This window comes from Pseudomonas caspiana (assembly GCF_040224095.2).
Classification (GTDB): domain Bacteria; phylum Pseudomonadota; class Gammaproteobacteria; order Pseudomonadales; family Pseudomonadaceae; genus Aquipseudomonas; species Aquipseudomonas caspiana.
The window spans coordinates 3,978,033-3,993,396 of sequence record NZ_CP167995.1; the positions used below are offsets into that span (position 1 = coordinate 3,978,033).

At 57.7% G+C, this 15,364-nt stretch carries 13 protein-coding genes; all 13 read left to right on the forward strand.

The window, feature by feature from the left end; all coding sequences use genetic code 11:
- Positions 1–4 precede the first annotated feature (4 nt).
- The 13 genes from ABRP31_RS18200 to ABRP31_RS18260 all read left to right on the forward strand — a co-directional run bounded on the left by ABRP31_RS18200 (position 5) and on the right by ABRP31_RS18260 (position 15,203).
- On the forward strand, positions 5–1,519 hold the full coding sequence (locus ABRP31_RS18200) for an oligosaccharide flippase family protein (RefSeq protein ID WP_349972547.1): 1,515 nt from the start codon (positions 5–7) through the stop codon (positions 1,517–1,519).
- Between the two features lie 3 nt (positions 1,520–1,522).
- Positions 1,523–2,449: a glycosyltransferase gene (locus ABRP31_RS18205; RefSeq protein WP_349972546.1), complete on the forward strand. Its 927-nt coding sequence runs from the start codon at positions 1,523–1,525 to the stop codon at positions 2,447–2,449.
- Positions 2,439–2,888, forward strand: coding sequence for a low molecular weight protein-tyrosine-phosphatase (locus ABRP31_RS18210; RefSeq protein ID WP_087273575.1), 450 nt, complete (start codon positions 2,439–2,441; stop codon positions 2,886–2,888). Before ABRP31_RS18205 ends, ABRP31_RS18210 begins: the two co-directional genes overlap by 11 nt.
- Positions 2,889–5,099 (forward strand): polysaccharide biosynthesis tyrosine autokinase, encoded by a 2,211-nt coding sequence (locus ABRP31_RS18215; RefSeq protein WP_349972545.1) that lies wholly within the window; start codon positions 2,889–2,891, stop codon positions 5,097–5,099.
- A 37-nt stretch (positions 5,100–5,136) separates the two neighbouring features.
- Positions 5,137–5,937, forward strand: coding sequence for a WbqC family protein (locus ABRP31_RS18220; RefSeq protein WP_349972544.1), 801 nt, complete (start codon positions 5,137–5,139; stop codon positions 5,935–5,937).
- A gap of 5 nt (positions 5,938–5,942) precedes the next feature.
- A complete protein-coding gene (rfaH, locus tag ABRP31_RS18225) occupies positions 5,943–6,455 on the forward strand; it encodes a transcription/translation regulatory transformer protein RfaH (protein ID WP_349972543.1) in 513 nt (170 codons plus the stop codon).
- A 41-nt stretch (positions 6,456–6,496) separates the two neighbouring features.
- A complete protein-coding gene (locus ABRP31_RS18230) occupies positions 6,497–7,498 on the forward strand; it encodes a glycosyltransferase (RefSeq protein ID WP_349972542.1) in 1,002 nt (333 codons plus the stop codon).
- On the forward strand, positions 7,495–8,739 hold the full coding sequence (locus ABRP31_RS18235) for a glycosyltransferase family 4 protein (RefSeq protein ID WP_349972541.1): 1,245 nt from the start codon (positions 7,495–7,497) through the stop codon (positions 8,737–8,739). The genes ABRP31_RS18230 and ABRP31_RS18235 overlap by 4 nt, the downstream gene beginning before the upstream one ends.
- Positions 8,740–8,878: 139 nt before the next feature.
- A complete protein-coding gene (locus tag ABRP31_RS18240; protein WP_349972539.1) occupies positions 8,879–10,156 on the forward strand; it encodes a hypothetical protein in 1,278 nt (425 codons plus the stop codon).
- Between the two features lie 216 nt (positions 10,157–10,372).
- Positions 10,373–11,485 carry a glycosyltransferase family 1 protein gene (locus ABRP31_RS18245; RefSeq protein ID WP_349972537.1) on the forward strand — a complete coding sequence of 371 codons (1,113 nt, stop codon included), beginning with the start codon at positions 10,373–10,375 and terminating at the stop codon, positions 11,483–11,485.
- 1 nt (position 11,486) lies between these two features.
- Positions 11,487–12,527, forward strand: a complete 1,041-nt coding sequence (locus ABRP31_RS18250; RefSeq protein WP_158099153.1) for an acyltransferase — start codon at positions 11,487–11,489, stop codon at positions 12,525–12,527.
- Positions 12,528–12,559: 32 nt separating this feature from the next.
- Positions 12,560–13,777 (forward strand): glycosyltransferase family 4 protein, encoded by a 1,218-nt coding sequence (locus ABRP31_RS18255; RefSeq protein WP_349972535.1) that lies wholly within the window; start codon positions 12,560–12,562, stop codon positions 13,775–13,777.
- A 13-nt stretch (positions 13,778–13,790) separates the two neighbouring features.
- The gene (locus tag ABRP31_RS18260) at positions 13,791–15,203 is read left to right on the forward strand and encodes an undecaprenyl-phosphate glucose phosphotransferase (protein WP_349972534.1); all 1,413 of its coding nucleotides are present in this window, start codon (positions 13,791–13,793) and stop codon (positions 15,201–15,203) included.
- The last annotated feature ends 161 nt before the right edge of the window (positions 15,204–15,364 follow it).

Here is a 15,364-nt window from a genome sequence, read left to right on the forward strand (position 1 = left end):
CGCCATGGCGAAGAGTCGCTCGGTCATCCGTAACACCGCGTTGAACTATGCCGGTCAGGCCTACGTTCTGCTGGTGGGGATCTTGATCATGCCGTTCTACCTCGGTCACCTGGGTGCCGAGGCGTATGGTTTGATCGGTTTTTTCGCCGTGATGCAGGCCTGGTTGCTGCTGCTCGATGCGGGTTTGTCACCGGCCCTGGTGCGTGCCGTCGCCCATCAGCAGGGTACGCTTGCCCGTGACCGTAGCTCCGGGCAGTTGCTGCGCTCGTTCGAAATCATTTTTCTGCCCATGGCGATGCTGTGTTGCATCGGCATTTACCTGAGCAGCCCGTGGATTGCCCTGCAGTGGCTCAACGCAAAAGAGCTGCAGCCCGAAACGCTGATTCACTGCATCAGCCTGATGGGACTAGTAGTCGCGCTGCGCCTTTACGCGACCCTGTACAAAAGTGGTATTCAGGGCCTGGAGCAACATGCCTGGCTGAATATCGCCAACATCATCATCGCGACATTGCGCTATTTCGGCGGCCTGCTGCTGGTTAGTACCTACTCTCAGGATCCCGAGGACTTCTTTGAATTTCAGGCCGCGGTCGGCCTGATCGAAACTCTGATTTTTGCCGCAAGGGCATACCAGCAGATGCCGACTCCGCATCTGCTTACCGGCTTCAACCAGGCTTTGGTCAAACCGATCATTCCGTTTGCCGCAAGCATGACCCTGACCTCGGTGCTGTGGATTGTGCTGACCCAGATGGACAAGGTGTTGCTGTCCGATCTGCTGCCACTGGATCAATACGGTTACTTCTCACTGGTGGCACTGATCACCACCGGCATCATGATGCTCACCAACCCACTGGTGCAGGCCTTGTTGCCGCGCATGACCGTTTTGGTGGCCGAGGGGCGGCAAAACGAAATGCACGCCCTGCTTCTGGCCGCCAACCGATTCGCCTGCACTTTCCTGTTTCCACTGGCGGCGTTGATCGGCCTGCACGGCAACTACCTGATCTACGCCTGGACCGGCGACTGGGTTGCGGCGCAATGGAGCCAGCAGATTCTCTGCTGGTACTCACTGGGCAGCGCAATCATGGCCATCAGCGCCTTCCAGTTCTATCTGCAATACGCCTATGGGCAACTTCGCCTGCACATCTGGTACAGCGTGATTTCAGCCATCGTCACTGTGCCGGTGATGTTTTACGCCATTCGTTATCAGGGCGCATATGGCGCAGCAATAGCCTGGTTCCTTCTGCGAGCCGTGTCGTTTGCCATCTGGCCGGTGATCGTCCACCACCGGTTGGCGCCGGGCATCCATGGCCAATGGCTGCGCGACATTCTGCGCATCAGCGTGATGACCGCCGTCGGATTGGCACTCAGCGAACCGCTGTTGCGAATGATCGCTGGCGAAGATCGCCTCAGTATTTTTCTGGGCCTGGCGGTCAGCGGCCTGATCACCCTGTTTGTCGTGGCCGCCAGCTACAAACCCCTGGCAGCAAAAATTTTCATCTTGTTCAGCAAACCGAGTACATGAGCCATGGATGACCTAACAAAAGCCGCACCGAGCGCGCCACCGTTACTGAGTATTGTGTGCCCGGCGTATAACCAGGAAGCTTTCATCGCTCAGACACTGGACAGCTTTCTGGCACAACAGACGACCTTCAACTTCGAAATCCTGATCAACGATGATGCCTCGACTGATGGCACCGCACGGATCATCGCCGAGTACACCCAACGCTATCCGCACATTATTCGACCGTTCTATGAGCAGGTGAACCAGTACCAGCATGGTCGACCTTGCGTGCCCGGTCTGTTTGCCAAAGCACGCGGTCGCTACATTGCCTACTGCGAAGCCGACGATTACTGGACCGACCCGCGCAAACTGCAGATCCAGGTGGATTTTCTGGAGGCGAACCCTGACTACGTGATGACCTATCACGATGCCATGGCATTCGATGAAAACGGTCTGCGCGGCATTCAGCTACAAGGCAGGCTACGCGCTGATGCCAGTGCTCTGGAGCTGCAAAAAGCGCGACCAATATCGACCCTGACCGTGTGCTTTCGCAACATGCTCAGCCATATGCCTCCCGAACTGCTGATGCCCGTCGCACCGCTCAATGACATGTGCTGGTGGTCGCTGCTGGGCGCATTCGGCAAAGGTAAATTCCTCGCCGAGATCAAACCGGCAGCCTATCGGGTGCATCCGGGCGGGATTTTTTCCATGCGCAGCAACAAACGCAAACTGCACATGAGCCTGCAGACCAGCAGCAGTCTGGCCAACTACTACCAGCGCTGCGGCAATCAGGAGTTGTACGAATACTTCCTGATGCAGGTCTTCTGCCTTTCGCTGTCGGCACTTGGCCCTATGCACAAGCTGCGCGCGCTGCTGATGGCTGTTCGCAACATGAGCATCAACCTCGGCAAGAGGTTGGTGCCCTGGGTCAGCAAAGGCCATGTTCAGTAACGTTCTGGTGATATGCGTCGGCAACATCTGTCGCAGCCCCATGGCTCAGGCACTGCTGTTGCAACGCGTCGCGCCGCACCTGCAAGTGGCCTCGGCCGGGACTCACGCCATGCTCGGTTCGCCCATGGATCCCCTCGCCGAAGCGGTCTTGCAGATGCATCAGGTTTCAGTACCCCGGCATCAGGCCCGCCAGATAGACAGGGGCATGTTGCACAAGGCCGACCTGATTCTGCTGATGGAAACCTCTCAGCAAAGCAGCGTGTTGAGGCTGGCCCCGGAAGTGCGCGGCAAAACGTTTCTGATTGGCAAATGGCAACAACAGCTGGAAATCGCCGACCCCTATCGGCAACCCAAATTAGCCTTTGAACAGACCTACGAGCAGCTCTCGAGATGCGTCGACGACTGGCTACCTTTTCTTCAGTCAGGAGAAACAAGATAAATGACCGCTATGAACCGCTCTTCCCTGGATTACTACCAGGACTCCCGGATCGATTTGGCAACTATCTTGCGCACACTATTTGACCATAAGGGCCTGATCATCCTGATCGTCGCCCTCTTCAGTCTCGCGGGTGTGGCCTATGCGTTGCTCTCAACGCCCATCTACCAGGCCAACGCGATGATCCAGATCGAGCCGAAAAAAATCGGCATCGAGGGCACTCCCGAGGTATCCGGTAAACCCATGTCGGTGTCCCAGGCCACCACAGAAATCGAACTGATCAAGTCCCGCGCGGTTCTGGGCAAAGTAGTGGAAGACCTCAAGCTCAATATCGTGCAACGCCCGAAGCTGTTTCCGGTGATTGGCCCCTACCTCAATCGTACCTTCACACCGGACACCGGCAGTGCATTGGCCGAGCCGCTGTTTGGCCAGGCAGCCTATGCGTGGGGTGGAGAAAAAATCGATGTATTCCAGCTCGACGTGCCGGAAGCTTTGTTGGGTGAAAACCTGATTCTGGTCGCGGGCAAACCGGGTTTCTTCTCCCTGTATGACGAAGATCGCAAGCTGATCCTCAGCGGTGCCATCAACCAGACCGTCGAAGGCAAGGGCGCAAAAATTCAGGTCGCTGCGCTCTCCGCCCGACCAGGCACAGAGTTCATTGTTGCCAAACTGCGCACCCTGACCGCCGCGCTGATTTATCAGGATCGCCTGAAGATCACCGAGGCTGGCAAAGACTCCGGCATCATCTACCTGTCCATTCAGGACCCTGACCCGGACAAAGCCAACCTCATTCTCAACGAAGTCAGCCGCCTGTATGTGCGCCAGAACGTTGAGCGCAGCTCGGCCGAAGCCGCGCAACGTCTGGAGTTCCTGCGCTCGCAACTGCCTGCCGTGCGCAAGCAACTGGAAGACTCGGAAATGGCCCTGAACGACTTTCAGACCAGCGCCAAGTCCGTGGACCTGAGCATCGAAACCAAGGGCGTACTCGATCAGGTGGTCAAGCTGGATTCGATGCTCTCCGAGCTCAAGCTCAAACGCGTCGAGATTGAACGTCTGTACACCCGCGAACACCCGACCTATCGCGGCCTGATGAACCAGATGGGCCAGCTGGAAGCTCAGAAACAAGGCTTGCTGAAGAAGATCGAAGCCTTGCCCGTGACGCAACAGGAACTGCTGCGCCTGACCCGCGACATGCAGGTCACCAGCCAGACCTACACCCTGATGCTGAACAAGAGTCAGGAACAGGACATTCTGCGTGCAGGCAGCATCGGTAACGTAAGAATTATCGATAACGCCGACGCCAACGTCGAACAGCCGGTCAAACCGATGAAAAAACTCATCGTGCTACTGGCGGCATTGCTCGGGACTGTAGTGGCGGTCGGCGCCGTGTTCGTACGTCAGGCGTTCTATCGCGGCGTGGAAAACCCTGAAATCATCGAAAACATTGGCATGCCGGTGTACGCATCGCTGCCCTACTCCCGCCAGCAGGATAGGCTGGAAAAGAACAGTCAGGGGCGCAGCAAGGAATCGAAGCTGCTGAGCGTTTCGGCACCGACCGAGCTGGCCATCGAGTCCTTGCGCAGCCTGCGTACCAGCCTGCACTTCGCGATGCTCGAAGCCCGCAATAATGTACTGATGATTTCCAGCCCGTCACCCGGCGCAGGCAAGTCTTTCGTTTCCAGTAACCTGGCAGTGATCATTGCCCAGGCTGGCAGGCGCGTGCTGTTGATCGATGCCGACATGCGCAAGGGCTATCAGCACAAGATCTTCGGCCTGAACCCCAAGCACGGGTTATCCGACACCCTGGCTGCGCGGGTTAAAAGTACGGAAGTCATCAACCACACTGAAGTGCGCAACCTGGACCTGATGTCCTGCGGCTTCTTGGCGCCCAACCCGTCAGAACTGTTGATGCATGACAACTTCAACAAGATGCTGGCAGAGCTCTCTCCGCTCTATGACCTGATTCTGGTCGACACGCCTCCCATCCTTGCCGTCACTGACGCCACCCTGGTCGGGCGTCAGGCGGGCACCTGTCTCTTGGTCACCCGTTTCGGCCTGACCACCGTTAAAGAGATTGAAGCCTGCAAGCGCAGGCTTGGCCAAAACGGTGTGCTCATCAAAGGCGCGATCTTCAATGGCGTGCTGCGCAAGGCGTCCACCGCCGACTATGACTGCGCCGCCTACGGCTACAACTACAGCCCCGCACGAAAGTAACCAGACGATTTCCCCCACCACCGTAAAGGAGTTACGTATGGCCCGGACCATTGCAATGATGCAGCCTTATCTCTTCCCTTATCTGGGATACTTTCAACTGATTGCGGCAGCAGACGTGTTCGTCCTGGGCGACGATCTGCAATACATTCGCTCGGGGTGGGTCAATCGAAACCGTATCCTGCAGAACGGTGAGGCGAAGCTCATCACCTTCCCGCTGAAGCGGGACAACTTTGAACTACCGATCATGAAGCGCCAGCTGTGCGATAACTTTGGCGAAGAAGCCGATCGGCTTATCAACCTCATTACCCAGAGCTACCGTAAAGCACCCTATTTTGCTCAGGTCATGCCATTGCTGGAGCGTTTGATTCGCTTCCCGCAACAAAACCTCGCGCTCTATACCGAGCATGCGATTCGCGAACTGTGCGCTTACCTGCATATCGTCACGCCCATCCTGCGCGGTTCAGACCTCAAGCTGGTGTCTTGCCTGGACAAGCAAGACCGCGTGATCAATATCTCCCGCACCTTCGCTGCCACCACCTTTCTCAACCCCATTGGTGGCGTCGAACTGTACGACCGCGATCACTTCGCACGGCAGGGTCTGTTAGTGCGCTTTTTCAAAATGGACCCCATCGTCTATCGGCAACTGAACCAGCCATTCGTACCCAGCCTTTCGATCATCGATGTGCTGATGTTCAACTGCGTTGAGCAGATCCAGGCGATGCTCACCTGCTACAGCGTCTGCGAGGGTTTACCGATTCCCGAAACACAGCTGTTGGCCGAATTGACCCGCCAGGTCGATATCAGCGCCCACCTGCCTGCCCACGTTGCTGCGGAGTGACTGCCATGCTTATGGATAACCCCGCCCGCTGGTATTTGATTCAGACCAAACCGCGCCAGGAAGCCCGCGCCGAGGAACACCTGCAACGTCAGCATTTCGAGTGCTATCGCCCGCTCAAGCCCGGCGATGCAAAGAAGCGCGGTGCTCGCCAGACGAGTGAAGAAGAGCTGTTCCCCGGCTATCTGTTCATCCGCATGGATCAAATCAACGACAACTGGTACCCGATCCGCTCGACGCGGGGCGTTGCCAGAATCGTGACGTTCGGGGGGCATCCGGTACCGGTTCAGGATGAACTGATCGGACAGATCCGCCAGCGCCTGAGCAGCCCGCCCCCCAAGACCGAGTTCAAACGGGGCGAACATGTGCTGATCAAAGCGGGCGAGATGTGCGACATCGAAGCGATTTTCCTCGCCTGCGATGGCACCGAGCGCGCCGTGATCCTGCTCAACCTGCTGCAACGCGAGCAGAAAGTAGTGTTGCCGATCAGCAGCTTGCTGCGGATGGAAGCGCGGGTTTGACCAGCGCTGAAAACTCGCGACTCACAAACCGGAACCTCACCATGACTCAACTTACAACGCTGGTGACGCTCACCTATGGTGACCGTTTCAACTACCTGCATACGCTGGTCAGCCGTTCGCTGGAAAGCCCGCTGATTGACCGGGTGATCATCGTCAGCAACGCCTCGGTCGCTCCGCTGGAAAACCTGCGCGCCACCTGGCCAGGTCAGGTCGAAGTGATTTATCTACAGAGCAACACGGGTTCGGCCAAAGGCTATTCGGTGGGCATTCAAGCCGCGCTGGATGCCGGGGCTGAATACATCTGGCTAATGGATGACGACAACGCGCCGACGATCAATGCCATTGCGACCTTGCACCAGAGTCTGCGTCAACGTCAGGCCATCGATGGTCATGACAAAGCCGCCGTACTGGGTTTTCGTCCGACCCATCAGGCTGACATCGCAGCGGGTGTTCCGCGCCGCTTCGCCATTCAACGGCGCTCAAGTTTCTTCGGCTTTCATATCGCGCAACTGCCTTACAAAATCTGGCGGCGCCTGCCTTGGGGCCAGCCGCAAGGCAAGTACAAAAAAATTGAAACCGTGCAGCTACCGTTTGCCACTTACGGCGGGTTGCTCGCTCATCGCAGCCTTTACCAGCGCATCGGGCTGCCACTGGATGCCCTGATGCTCTATGCCGACGACAGCGAATACACCTGGCGCATCACCGCCACAGGCGGACGTATTTTTCTGGTCCCGGAAGCATTGCTCGATGACCTGGAGGATTCCTGGAACATCAAGGCGCGTACCAGCAATATCTATGAGAGTTTTTTGCTCGGTGGCTCGGACCTTCGCGCTTATTACGGGGCCCGCAATCAGGCATGGTTCGACAAAAATGTCTGGGCCTCATCGGCGCTGCTTTACGCCTTCAATCGCTGGGTGTTCTTCCGCCTGCTGCGTCTGATTGCCAAACGACGAGGTGCCGAACAGCGCTTGAGCCTGATCGAAAAAGCCATCGCCGACGGTGAGTCGGGTGTATTGGGCCTGCATAAGTCGTATCCGCTATGAAGGCCTTGTTCATTAACAGCCTGTATGCCCCGGACATTGGTGGCGGCGCAGAAATCATTCTGCAGCGCACCGTCGAAGGCTTGCAGCGACGCGGCCATGAAGTAGCGGTACTCGCTACTGCCCCCCAGGCGGGACTTACCGAAGAAACCATCAACCTAGTGAAGGTCTACCGCGCCGGGCTGCGCAACTTCTACTGGCATTTCAGCGCCCAGCGTCCCGGCAAACTGGCGCGCCTGGGCTGGCACCTGCGTGACCGGTATAACGCTGGCATGCGCGACTATGTGAAGCAGGTAATCGCGCTGGAAAAACCGGATGTGGTGGTCTGTCATAACCTCACCGGCTGGTCGGTTTCAGCCTGGGACGAGATCACTGCTGCCGGCTTGCCGATTGTTCAAGTGCTGCATGATCTGTATCTGCTATGCCCCGGCAGCACCATGTTCAGCAAAGGTCATAGCTGCCAGAGCCAATGTGGTCGTTGCGAACGCTTTCGCAAAGGTCACGATGTTCGTTCGGCGCAAGTCAACACTGTCGTCGGCGTCAGCCGCTTCATGCTCGACACTTTGCAGGCTCAGGGTTATTTCAAAAATGCGCGTGGCTATGTTGTGCATAACGCCAGCCCTCAACCCACCCAGCCGATTAGGCTTAAAAGCGCGGAGCCAGTCGCGAAACATGCACCGCTGCGCTTCGGCTACATGGGCACCCTGTCGGAACCCAAAGGGTTGCGCTGGCTGATCGAGCAGTTTCAGCAATTGCCCATCGACGCTACCTTACAGATTGCCGGCCGCGGTCAACTTAACGATGAGGAATGCTTCAAGGCGCTGGCACAGTCGCCCAGAATCAGCTTCGTCGGCTACCAGTCCCCCGAAGATTTCTACAAGCAGATAGATGTGGCCATCGTGCCCTCGATCTGGAGTGAGCCGTTCGGCATGGTTGCCGTTGAAGCCTGTGCCTGGTCCATACCGGTAATCGCCAGTCGCATGGGCGGGTTGCCAGAGATTATCCAGGATCAGCTCAACGGACTGCTCTGCAGCCCCGACGATCCCGATTCACTGGGTATGGCGATGCTCAAGCTGCACCAACAACCTGAACTTCTGGCGCGGCTGAGCGCCCAGGCTCGCATCAGTGTCGCGTCATTAACGGATCTGGAACTGATGCTCGACAGCTATGAAAGCATCCTTGCCCAAACCTTGCTGGAGGGCACCGCTCGCCGCGCTAAGCCGTGCCTCTCACGCCCGGCCTGACAGGCCCAAGGTTGCGCTTACCTCTGCAGTGTTATCCATCGGCCCGTGACTAACCGAGCCAGCTTCTGGCGCTCCGGACCGTGCCTCTTCATTGAGACAAAACATGTCCAAGCAAGCCCGCGCCCCGTCAAGACGGCCTATGACGTTGTTTCTCTTGAGCCTGTTATTAAGCTGCACAGCAACCGCAGACGAACGATTCATCATCGGTGTCGCGACTCATTTAATGAACAAGAACGGCCCTTCGGCCAAGGCGCTACAGATGCTTGAAGCCGCCGGAGTCGACTCGGTCCGCGATGATGCTTACTGGTCCATCGCCGAACCCCATCGCGGACAGCTGCATATTGACCCTGCCTGGCAGGCCTATCTGAGCAAGGCACGGGAACACAAACTCAGGCCCTTGCTGGTACTGGGCTATGGCAACCCGAACTACGGCAACTATGCCAAGCCTCGCTACCCACCGATCAAGGAAGGCTTCGGCAACTATGTGAACTTTGTCGGCCGCGAACTGGCGGACAGCGTAGATTTTTATGAAATCTGGAACGAGTGGGACAAGGAAAACCCGGTTGATGAGGCGTTCGCCCGGGACTACAGCAACCTGATCGAAGACACCGCCAGCAAACTGCGGCGTCAGAAAAACCCAGTGACAATCCTGGCTGGCGCGGTGACCAGCCAAGGCATGGACCTGGGGTTCGCCGACCGCCTGGTCTCAGCCGGGTTGCTCAATCATGTGGATGGCCTGTCACTGCATCCCTATGTGCATTGCCGCCACGAAGAACGGCATACCCCTGAACGCTGGATTGCCTGGTTGCGCTGGCTTGATGCTGATCTCAGGGCTCTGGTCGCCCGACCCGTGCCGCTTTACCTGACCGAGATGGGCTGGCCCAGCAACACCGGAAAATGCGGGGTAAGCGAACAGACCCAGGCAGCCTATCTGGCGCGCAGTTTCTTCCTGGCTCAGACCCTGCCAGATATCAAGGGCCTGTGGTGGTACGACTTGCTTGACGATGGCCAGGATGCCAGCGACCCGGAACAGAATTTCGGTTTGCTCAATCCGGACCTGACAGTCAAACCGGCGTACCTGACGCTGAAAGCCATCAGCCCGTTTCTGCATGATTACCGCTACGACGCAGAAAAAAGTCGAGAACTGGATAACGCTTACCTGCTGCGCTTCGCCAAGGGCTCGGAGCAGATTCTGGTGGCGTGGACCACCGGACAGTCACGCGCGATAACTGTCGACGCCAGCAGCGTCCAGGCCGGCAATGTCCTGATCATCGACAGTGGCCAGCCCGAACAAGGCCAGCTGGATACGGGCATTCGCTGGAACTGCAACGACAGTCGTTGCTCAGCACAGGTGCCCATCTACGAGTTCCCGAAAATCTTCCGCCTGGGCAGCAAACCGCCGTTGTTTGCTCAGTGATAGATCTGAATTGAAGTGCAATACCCGTGGGAAATCTCTGTCGGCCTGCAAGCTGCCCTTGACCTTGCAGGACCGGTTTTAGCCGGGAGGGCGTCGGGACATTCGCTAGATGTCCTTCGCCAGAAAAACCGCCCTCCCGGCTAAAGCCAGTCCTACGTGTCAAGTGTGTGCCGCGAACCTAACTTCCTCTCCCATCCTGCGCAGGGACCTTCGCCCATGATTGTGATCAATGCCCGTTTTCTTACCCAGGAACTGCGTGGGGTCCAGCGGTTTGCCGAGCAGACCTGTCTGGCGCTCAAACAACTGCGTAACGACCTGATTTTCGTCGCACCTCACGGGATCAAGATGAGCGAGAGCGCCAAAGCTCTGGATGTGCAGTGCATCGGCTATAACAGCGGCCACCTCTGGGAGCAACTGGACTTACCGCTGTACCTGATGCGCAACGGGCAGCCGTTGCTGGTGTCGCTGTCCAGCACGGCACCCATGTTTTATCGCAATCAGATCGCCACACACCACGACATCAATTACGTGCGCTACCCGCAAAGTTACTCGCGGATGTTCCGCACGGTTTACCGCACGGTGACACCGATATTGTTATGGCGCCTTAAATCCCTGATCACCGTCAGCAATTTTTCGCGAGGTGAAATTGCCCGGTTTTATGGCTACCCCGAAAAACGCATCTTCATCGTTCCCAACGCGACCAGCGATGCGTTCCGGCCAGGCGTTGCGCCAACAGACAACGCGCGCTATCTACTGGCCGTGTCCTCACCCAGTGCGCACAAAAACTTCAACCGCATGATTCAGGCGTTCATGACGCTGCGCGGCCATGACGATCTGCAATTGCACATCGTGGGTGCCGCCAGCGAAATTTTCGCCGCACCGGAACTGCAACGTCTGGCGTGCCGTGACCCACGCATCCGTTTTCTCGGACGGCTCAGCGATGCCGAGTTGATCAAGCAATATCAGGGCGCGACGGCGTTTGTCTTTCCATCGCTCTATGAAGGCTTCGGAATACCGCCACTGGAAGCACAGGCCTGCGGTTGCCCGGTGCTGGCCGCCAACGCGGCCTCCATTCCGGAAGTGTTGCAGGCCAGTGCACTGTATTTCGACCCGCTGGACGTGTCGCATATGGCCTCGGCCATGGAACGGATTCTGACCGACCTGCCCCTGCGTCAGGCGCTACGTCGCCGGGGCCTGAGCAATGTCGCGCGCTTCTCCTGGGAAGACTCTGCTCGTCGCGTTTCCCAGCGCATCGACGCACTGGTTCAAAGCAACGCACCCGCGGACCCGCAAACGCAAACTGCAGAATCGACCTCGGGCAAACTCTGATATGAAGCGCCTGGCCTATATTGACGCCCTACGCGGTATAGCGGCTTTGCTGGTGGTGTTCACGCACCTCTATGCCCCGCTGCTCGGCGATGTCTGGGTGCTTCGCGAACTGCTGGATGTCGGCAAGCTCGGCGTGCTCTGGTTCTTCATGATCAGCGGCGTGGTCATCCCGTTCAGTCTGCGTCCCGGCCCCGATGGCGCGCGACGCTTTGTGATTTCACGGTTCATGCGGCTGTATCCGGCTTACTGGCTGTCCTTGCTGGTTTACCTGACGATGTTGCAGTTGTCTGGCGGACTGTTTCCGCCCTGGCCGCAAATCATCGCCAACGTCAGCATGATCCAGGCGCTACTGGGCTTCGATGACGTGGTTGGTCTGTACTGGACGTTATTCATCGAACTGGTGTTCTACGGCCTGTGCCTGTTGCTGTTTATCCGCGGCAAGCTGTATGACCTTGCGGTGCGGACCCGCTGCGCCCTTGGCATGCTTGCGCTGGGATTACTGCTGGCGGTCATCCGGGAATTGACCGAACGCAAAGTGCCGGTGGCTTTGCCTCTGGGCCTGTCATTGATGTTCTTTGGCTCAATCTGGCGCCAATGGCTGCTCGCCGAGCGCAGCCGTCAATTGACCCGCAGTCTGGTGCTGGTGCTGGGCGCCTATGCGCTGTTGCTGCCTCCCATCTTGCTGCTGGCTTATGGCGAAAACCTGATCGAAGGGGAAGCTGGCGGGCGTTACCTGTTTACCTACGCCGCGGCGATTGTCAGCTTCCTGTTACTGACCCGTAGTGTCCGTCTTGATCACCCGATGCTGGTCTGGCTCGGAAGCGTCAGTTATTCGTTGTACCTGCTGCACCCCTCAATGCTGCTATTGGCCGAGTACCTGTTGCGTGGCCTGCAATTGCCTGCCCTCTACGCCGCCGTATTGGCGACCGCACTGACTCTGGGCATCGCTGACTTGTCCTTCCGCTACATCGAAACGCCATTCATCCAGTGGGGCAAACGCCTCAATAATCGCCACGCCAAGACGCAGACAGCCCGCGCCTGATGTAGAGCCTGTGCATACAGAAGGGAACCTCAATGAGAATTGCAATAGTCCACGACTGGCTGGTGACGTACGCCGGTGCTGAACGAGTATTGGCGTCACTGATCAACATCTGGCCACAGGCCGATCTGTTTTCGGTGATCGACTTTCTCAGCGAGCAGGATCGCGCCCACTTGCAGGGTAAAGTGGCCAAGACGACTTTCATCCAGCGTTTACCCAAAGCCAAAACCCATTATCAGCGCTACCTGCCGCTCATGCCCCTGGCCATTGAGCAGCTTGACCTGTCGGGTTACGACCTGATTATCAGCAGCAGCCACGCGGTGGCCAAAGGTGTGCTCAGCGGCCCGGACCAATTGCACGTCAGTTACGTGCACTCTCCGATTCGTTACGCCTGGGACCTGCAACACCAGTATTTGCACGAGTCAGGCATGAGCACCGGGCTCAAGAGCAAAGTCGCGCGGATGATTCTGCATTACATCCGCATGTGGGATCAGCGCACCTCGTCCGGCGTCGACGACTTCATTGCCAACTCACACTTCATCGGTGGGCGCATCGCAAAAGCTTACCGTCGCGAATCCACCGTCATCTATCCCCCGGTGGACACGGTCAACTTCACCCCGCAAGACAGCAAACAGGATTACTACTTCACCGCATCACGCATGGTGCCTTACAAACGCATGCCGATGATTATCGAAGCCTTTGCCGCGATGCCTGACAAACGCCTGATCGTGATCGGCGACGGCCCGGAAATGGCCAAGGCGAAATTGATCCATGCGCCCAATGTCACCTTGCTGGGTTTTCAACCGTTCGCGGTTTTACTCGAACACATGCGCAATGCCAAAGCCTTTGTATTTGCTGCCGAGGAAGATTTCGGTATCAGCCCTGTGGAGGCCCAGGCCTGCGGAACGCCGGTTATTGCCTTCGGCAAGGGTGGCGTGCTGGAGACCGTCTGCGGCCTGGATCATCCACAACCGACCGGAGTGTTCTATGAGCACCAGACAGTCTCAGCACTGGTGGCTGCCGTTGGCGAGTTCGAGGCCGCTCAAGCCCGGTTTACCGCCCAGGCCTGTCGTACCAACGCTGAACGGTTTGGCGCGCAACGCTTCGAGGACGAGATGAGAAACTTCGTCGAAAGTCGCCTCGCTGCAGCACGCCTGGCGCGTCAGCCAGCTCAATACAAAATGCCTCAGGCACTGCCCATTCTGGTCAGCAACGAACAGACCGCCCGGGTCATTCCGATCAAATCCGTCTGAGCGAGCATCGTCCATGCGTACTCCCGTTCGCGGCATTCTTCATGCGCATCAATCCTTGCTGTCAGTTGCCCACCGCCTGCTCGACCTGATGGTCATCGTGCTGGGCGGCTACTGGCAGATCCAGTTGGTCCCCGGTGCATCCAGCGCCGAAGCCTGGATTCAGATCCTGTTGGCAGTGCTGGTGTTTCACTGGCTCAGCGAATACCACCAGATGTACGGCTCATGGCGCGGCGAGCGAATCCTGCGTGAACTGGTCAAGGTATTCAATTACTGGGCGCTGACCTTCGTCGTGCTGTTGTCCGTTGATTACCTGCTGCTCAACCACGCCAACATGCCGGACAACGCCCAGATGACCTGGTTTGCATCGGTATTGGCGGTGCTCTGCGGCTATCGTCTGTTGATCCGCAGCGCGCTGCACGGCCTGCGTCGGCGAGGCTTCAATACTCGACGGGTCGCCATTGTCGGTACCGGACAGGTCGGCGTGCGACTTGCCCAGTCCATCTCCAGTGCACCCTGGATGGGCCTGCGGGTTCTGGGCTTTTACGACCTGCCAAAACCGCTAATGGAAAACCCTCACCCGGCTTCCGATATCGCAATACTCGGTGATCTTGAACAGTTGATCGACGACGCCAGGGAAGGCCGCATCGACAAGGTTTACATCACCCTGGCGCTGACTGCTCAGCCCCATGTTCAGGAGCTGGTCAAAGGACTCAGCGACACCACCGCCTCGGTGTACCTGATCCCGGATGTATTCATGTTCGAGCTGCTGCATGCGCGTAGCGAGAGCATCAATGGGCTGGCCAGCATCAGTATTTTCGACTCACCCATGGATGGCGCCTGGAGCCTGGTGAAACGTGTCGAGGACATTGTGTTGTCAAGCGTGATCCTGAGCATGATCGCCCTGCCCCTGCTACTGATTGCGGTCGCGATCAAGCTCACCTCTCCTGGGCCGGTCCTGTTCCGCCAGCGTCGTTATGGCTTGGACGGTCGACCGATCATGGTCTGGAAATTTCGCAGCATGAGCGTCCAGGAAAACGGTGAGGTGGTGAACCAGGCCACCCGCAACGACGCTCGCGTCACTCCGTTAGGTGCGTTCCTGCGGCGCACCTCGCTCGACGAACTGCCGCAGTTCTTCAATGTCCTGCGTGGCGATATGTCCATCGTCGGCCCGCGCCCTCATGCCGTGGCGCACAACGAGCAGTACCGCAAACAGGTCAGCGGCTACATGTTGCGTCACAAGGTCAAGCCGGGCATTACCGGCTGGGCGCAGATCAATGGCTGGCGTGGCGAAACGGACACTCTGGACAAGATGCAAAAGCGCGTCGAATACGACCTGGAATACATCGAACACTGGTCGCTGTGGCTGGACCTGAAAATCATTCTGCTGACCCTGTTCAAAGGCTTTCTGCACAAGAACGCCTTTTAAGCCATCCCCTTCAGAAACCCCTCTTCAACCATGAAACCCCAGGCCGACCGGCACTGGAGGAGGTGCGTGCAGGCATCAAAAAAGACCACGAAAGACTCGGTGTTGGTAAGGGAAGCAATGAAATCACTGTGGTGCCAACGCACCTTTAGGAAGGAACAATA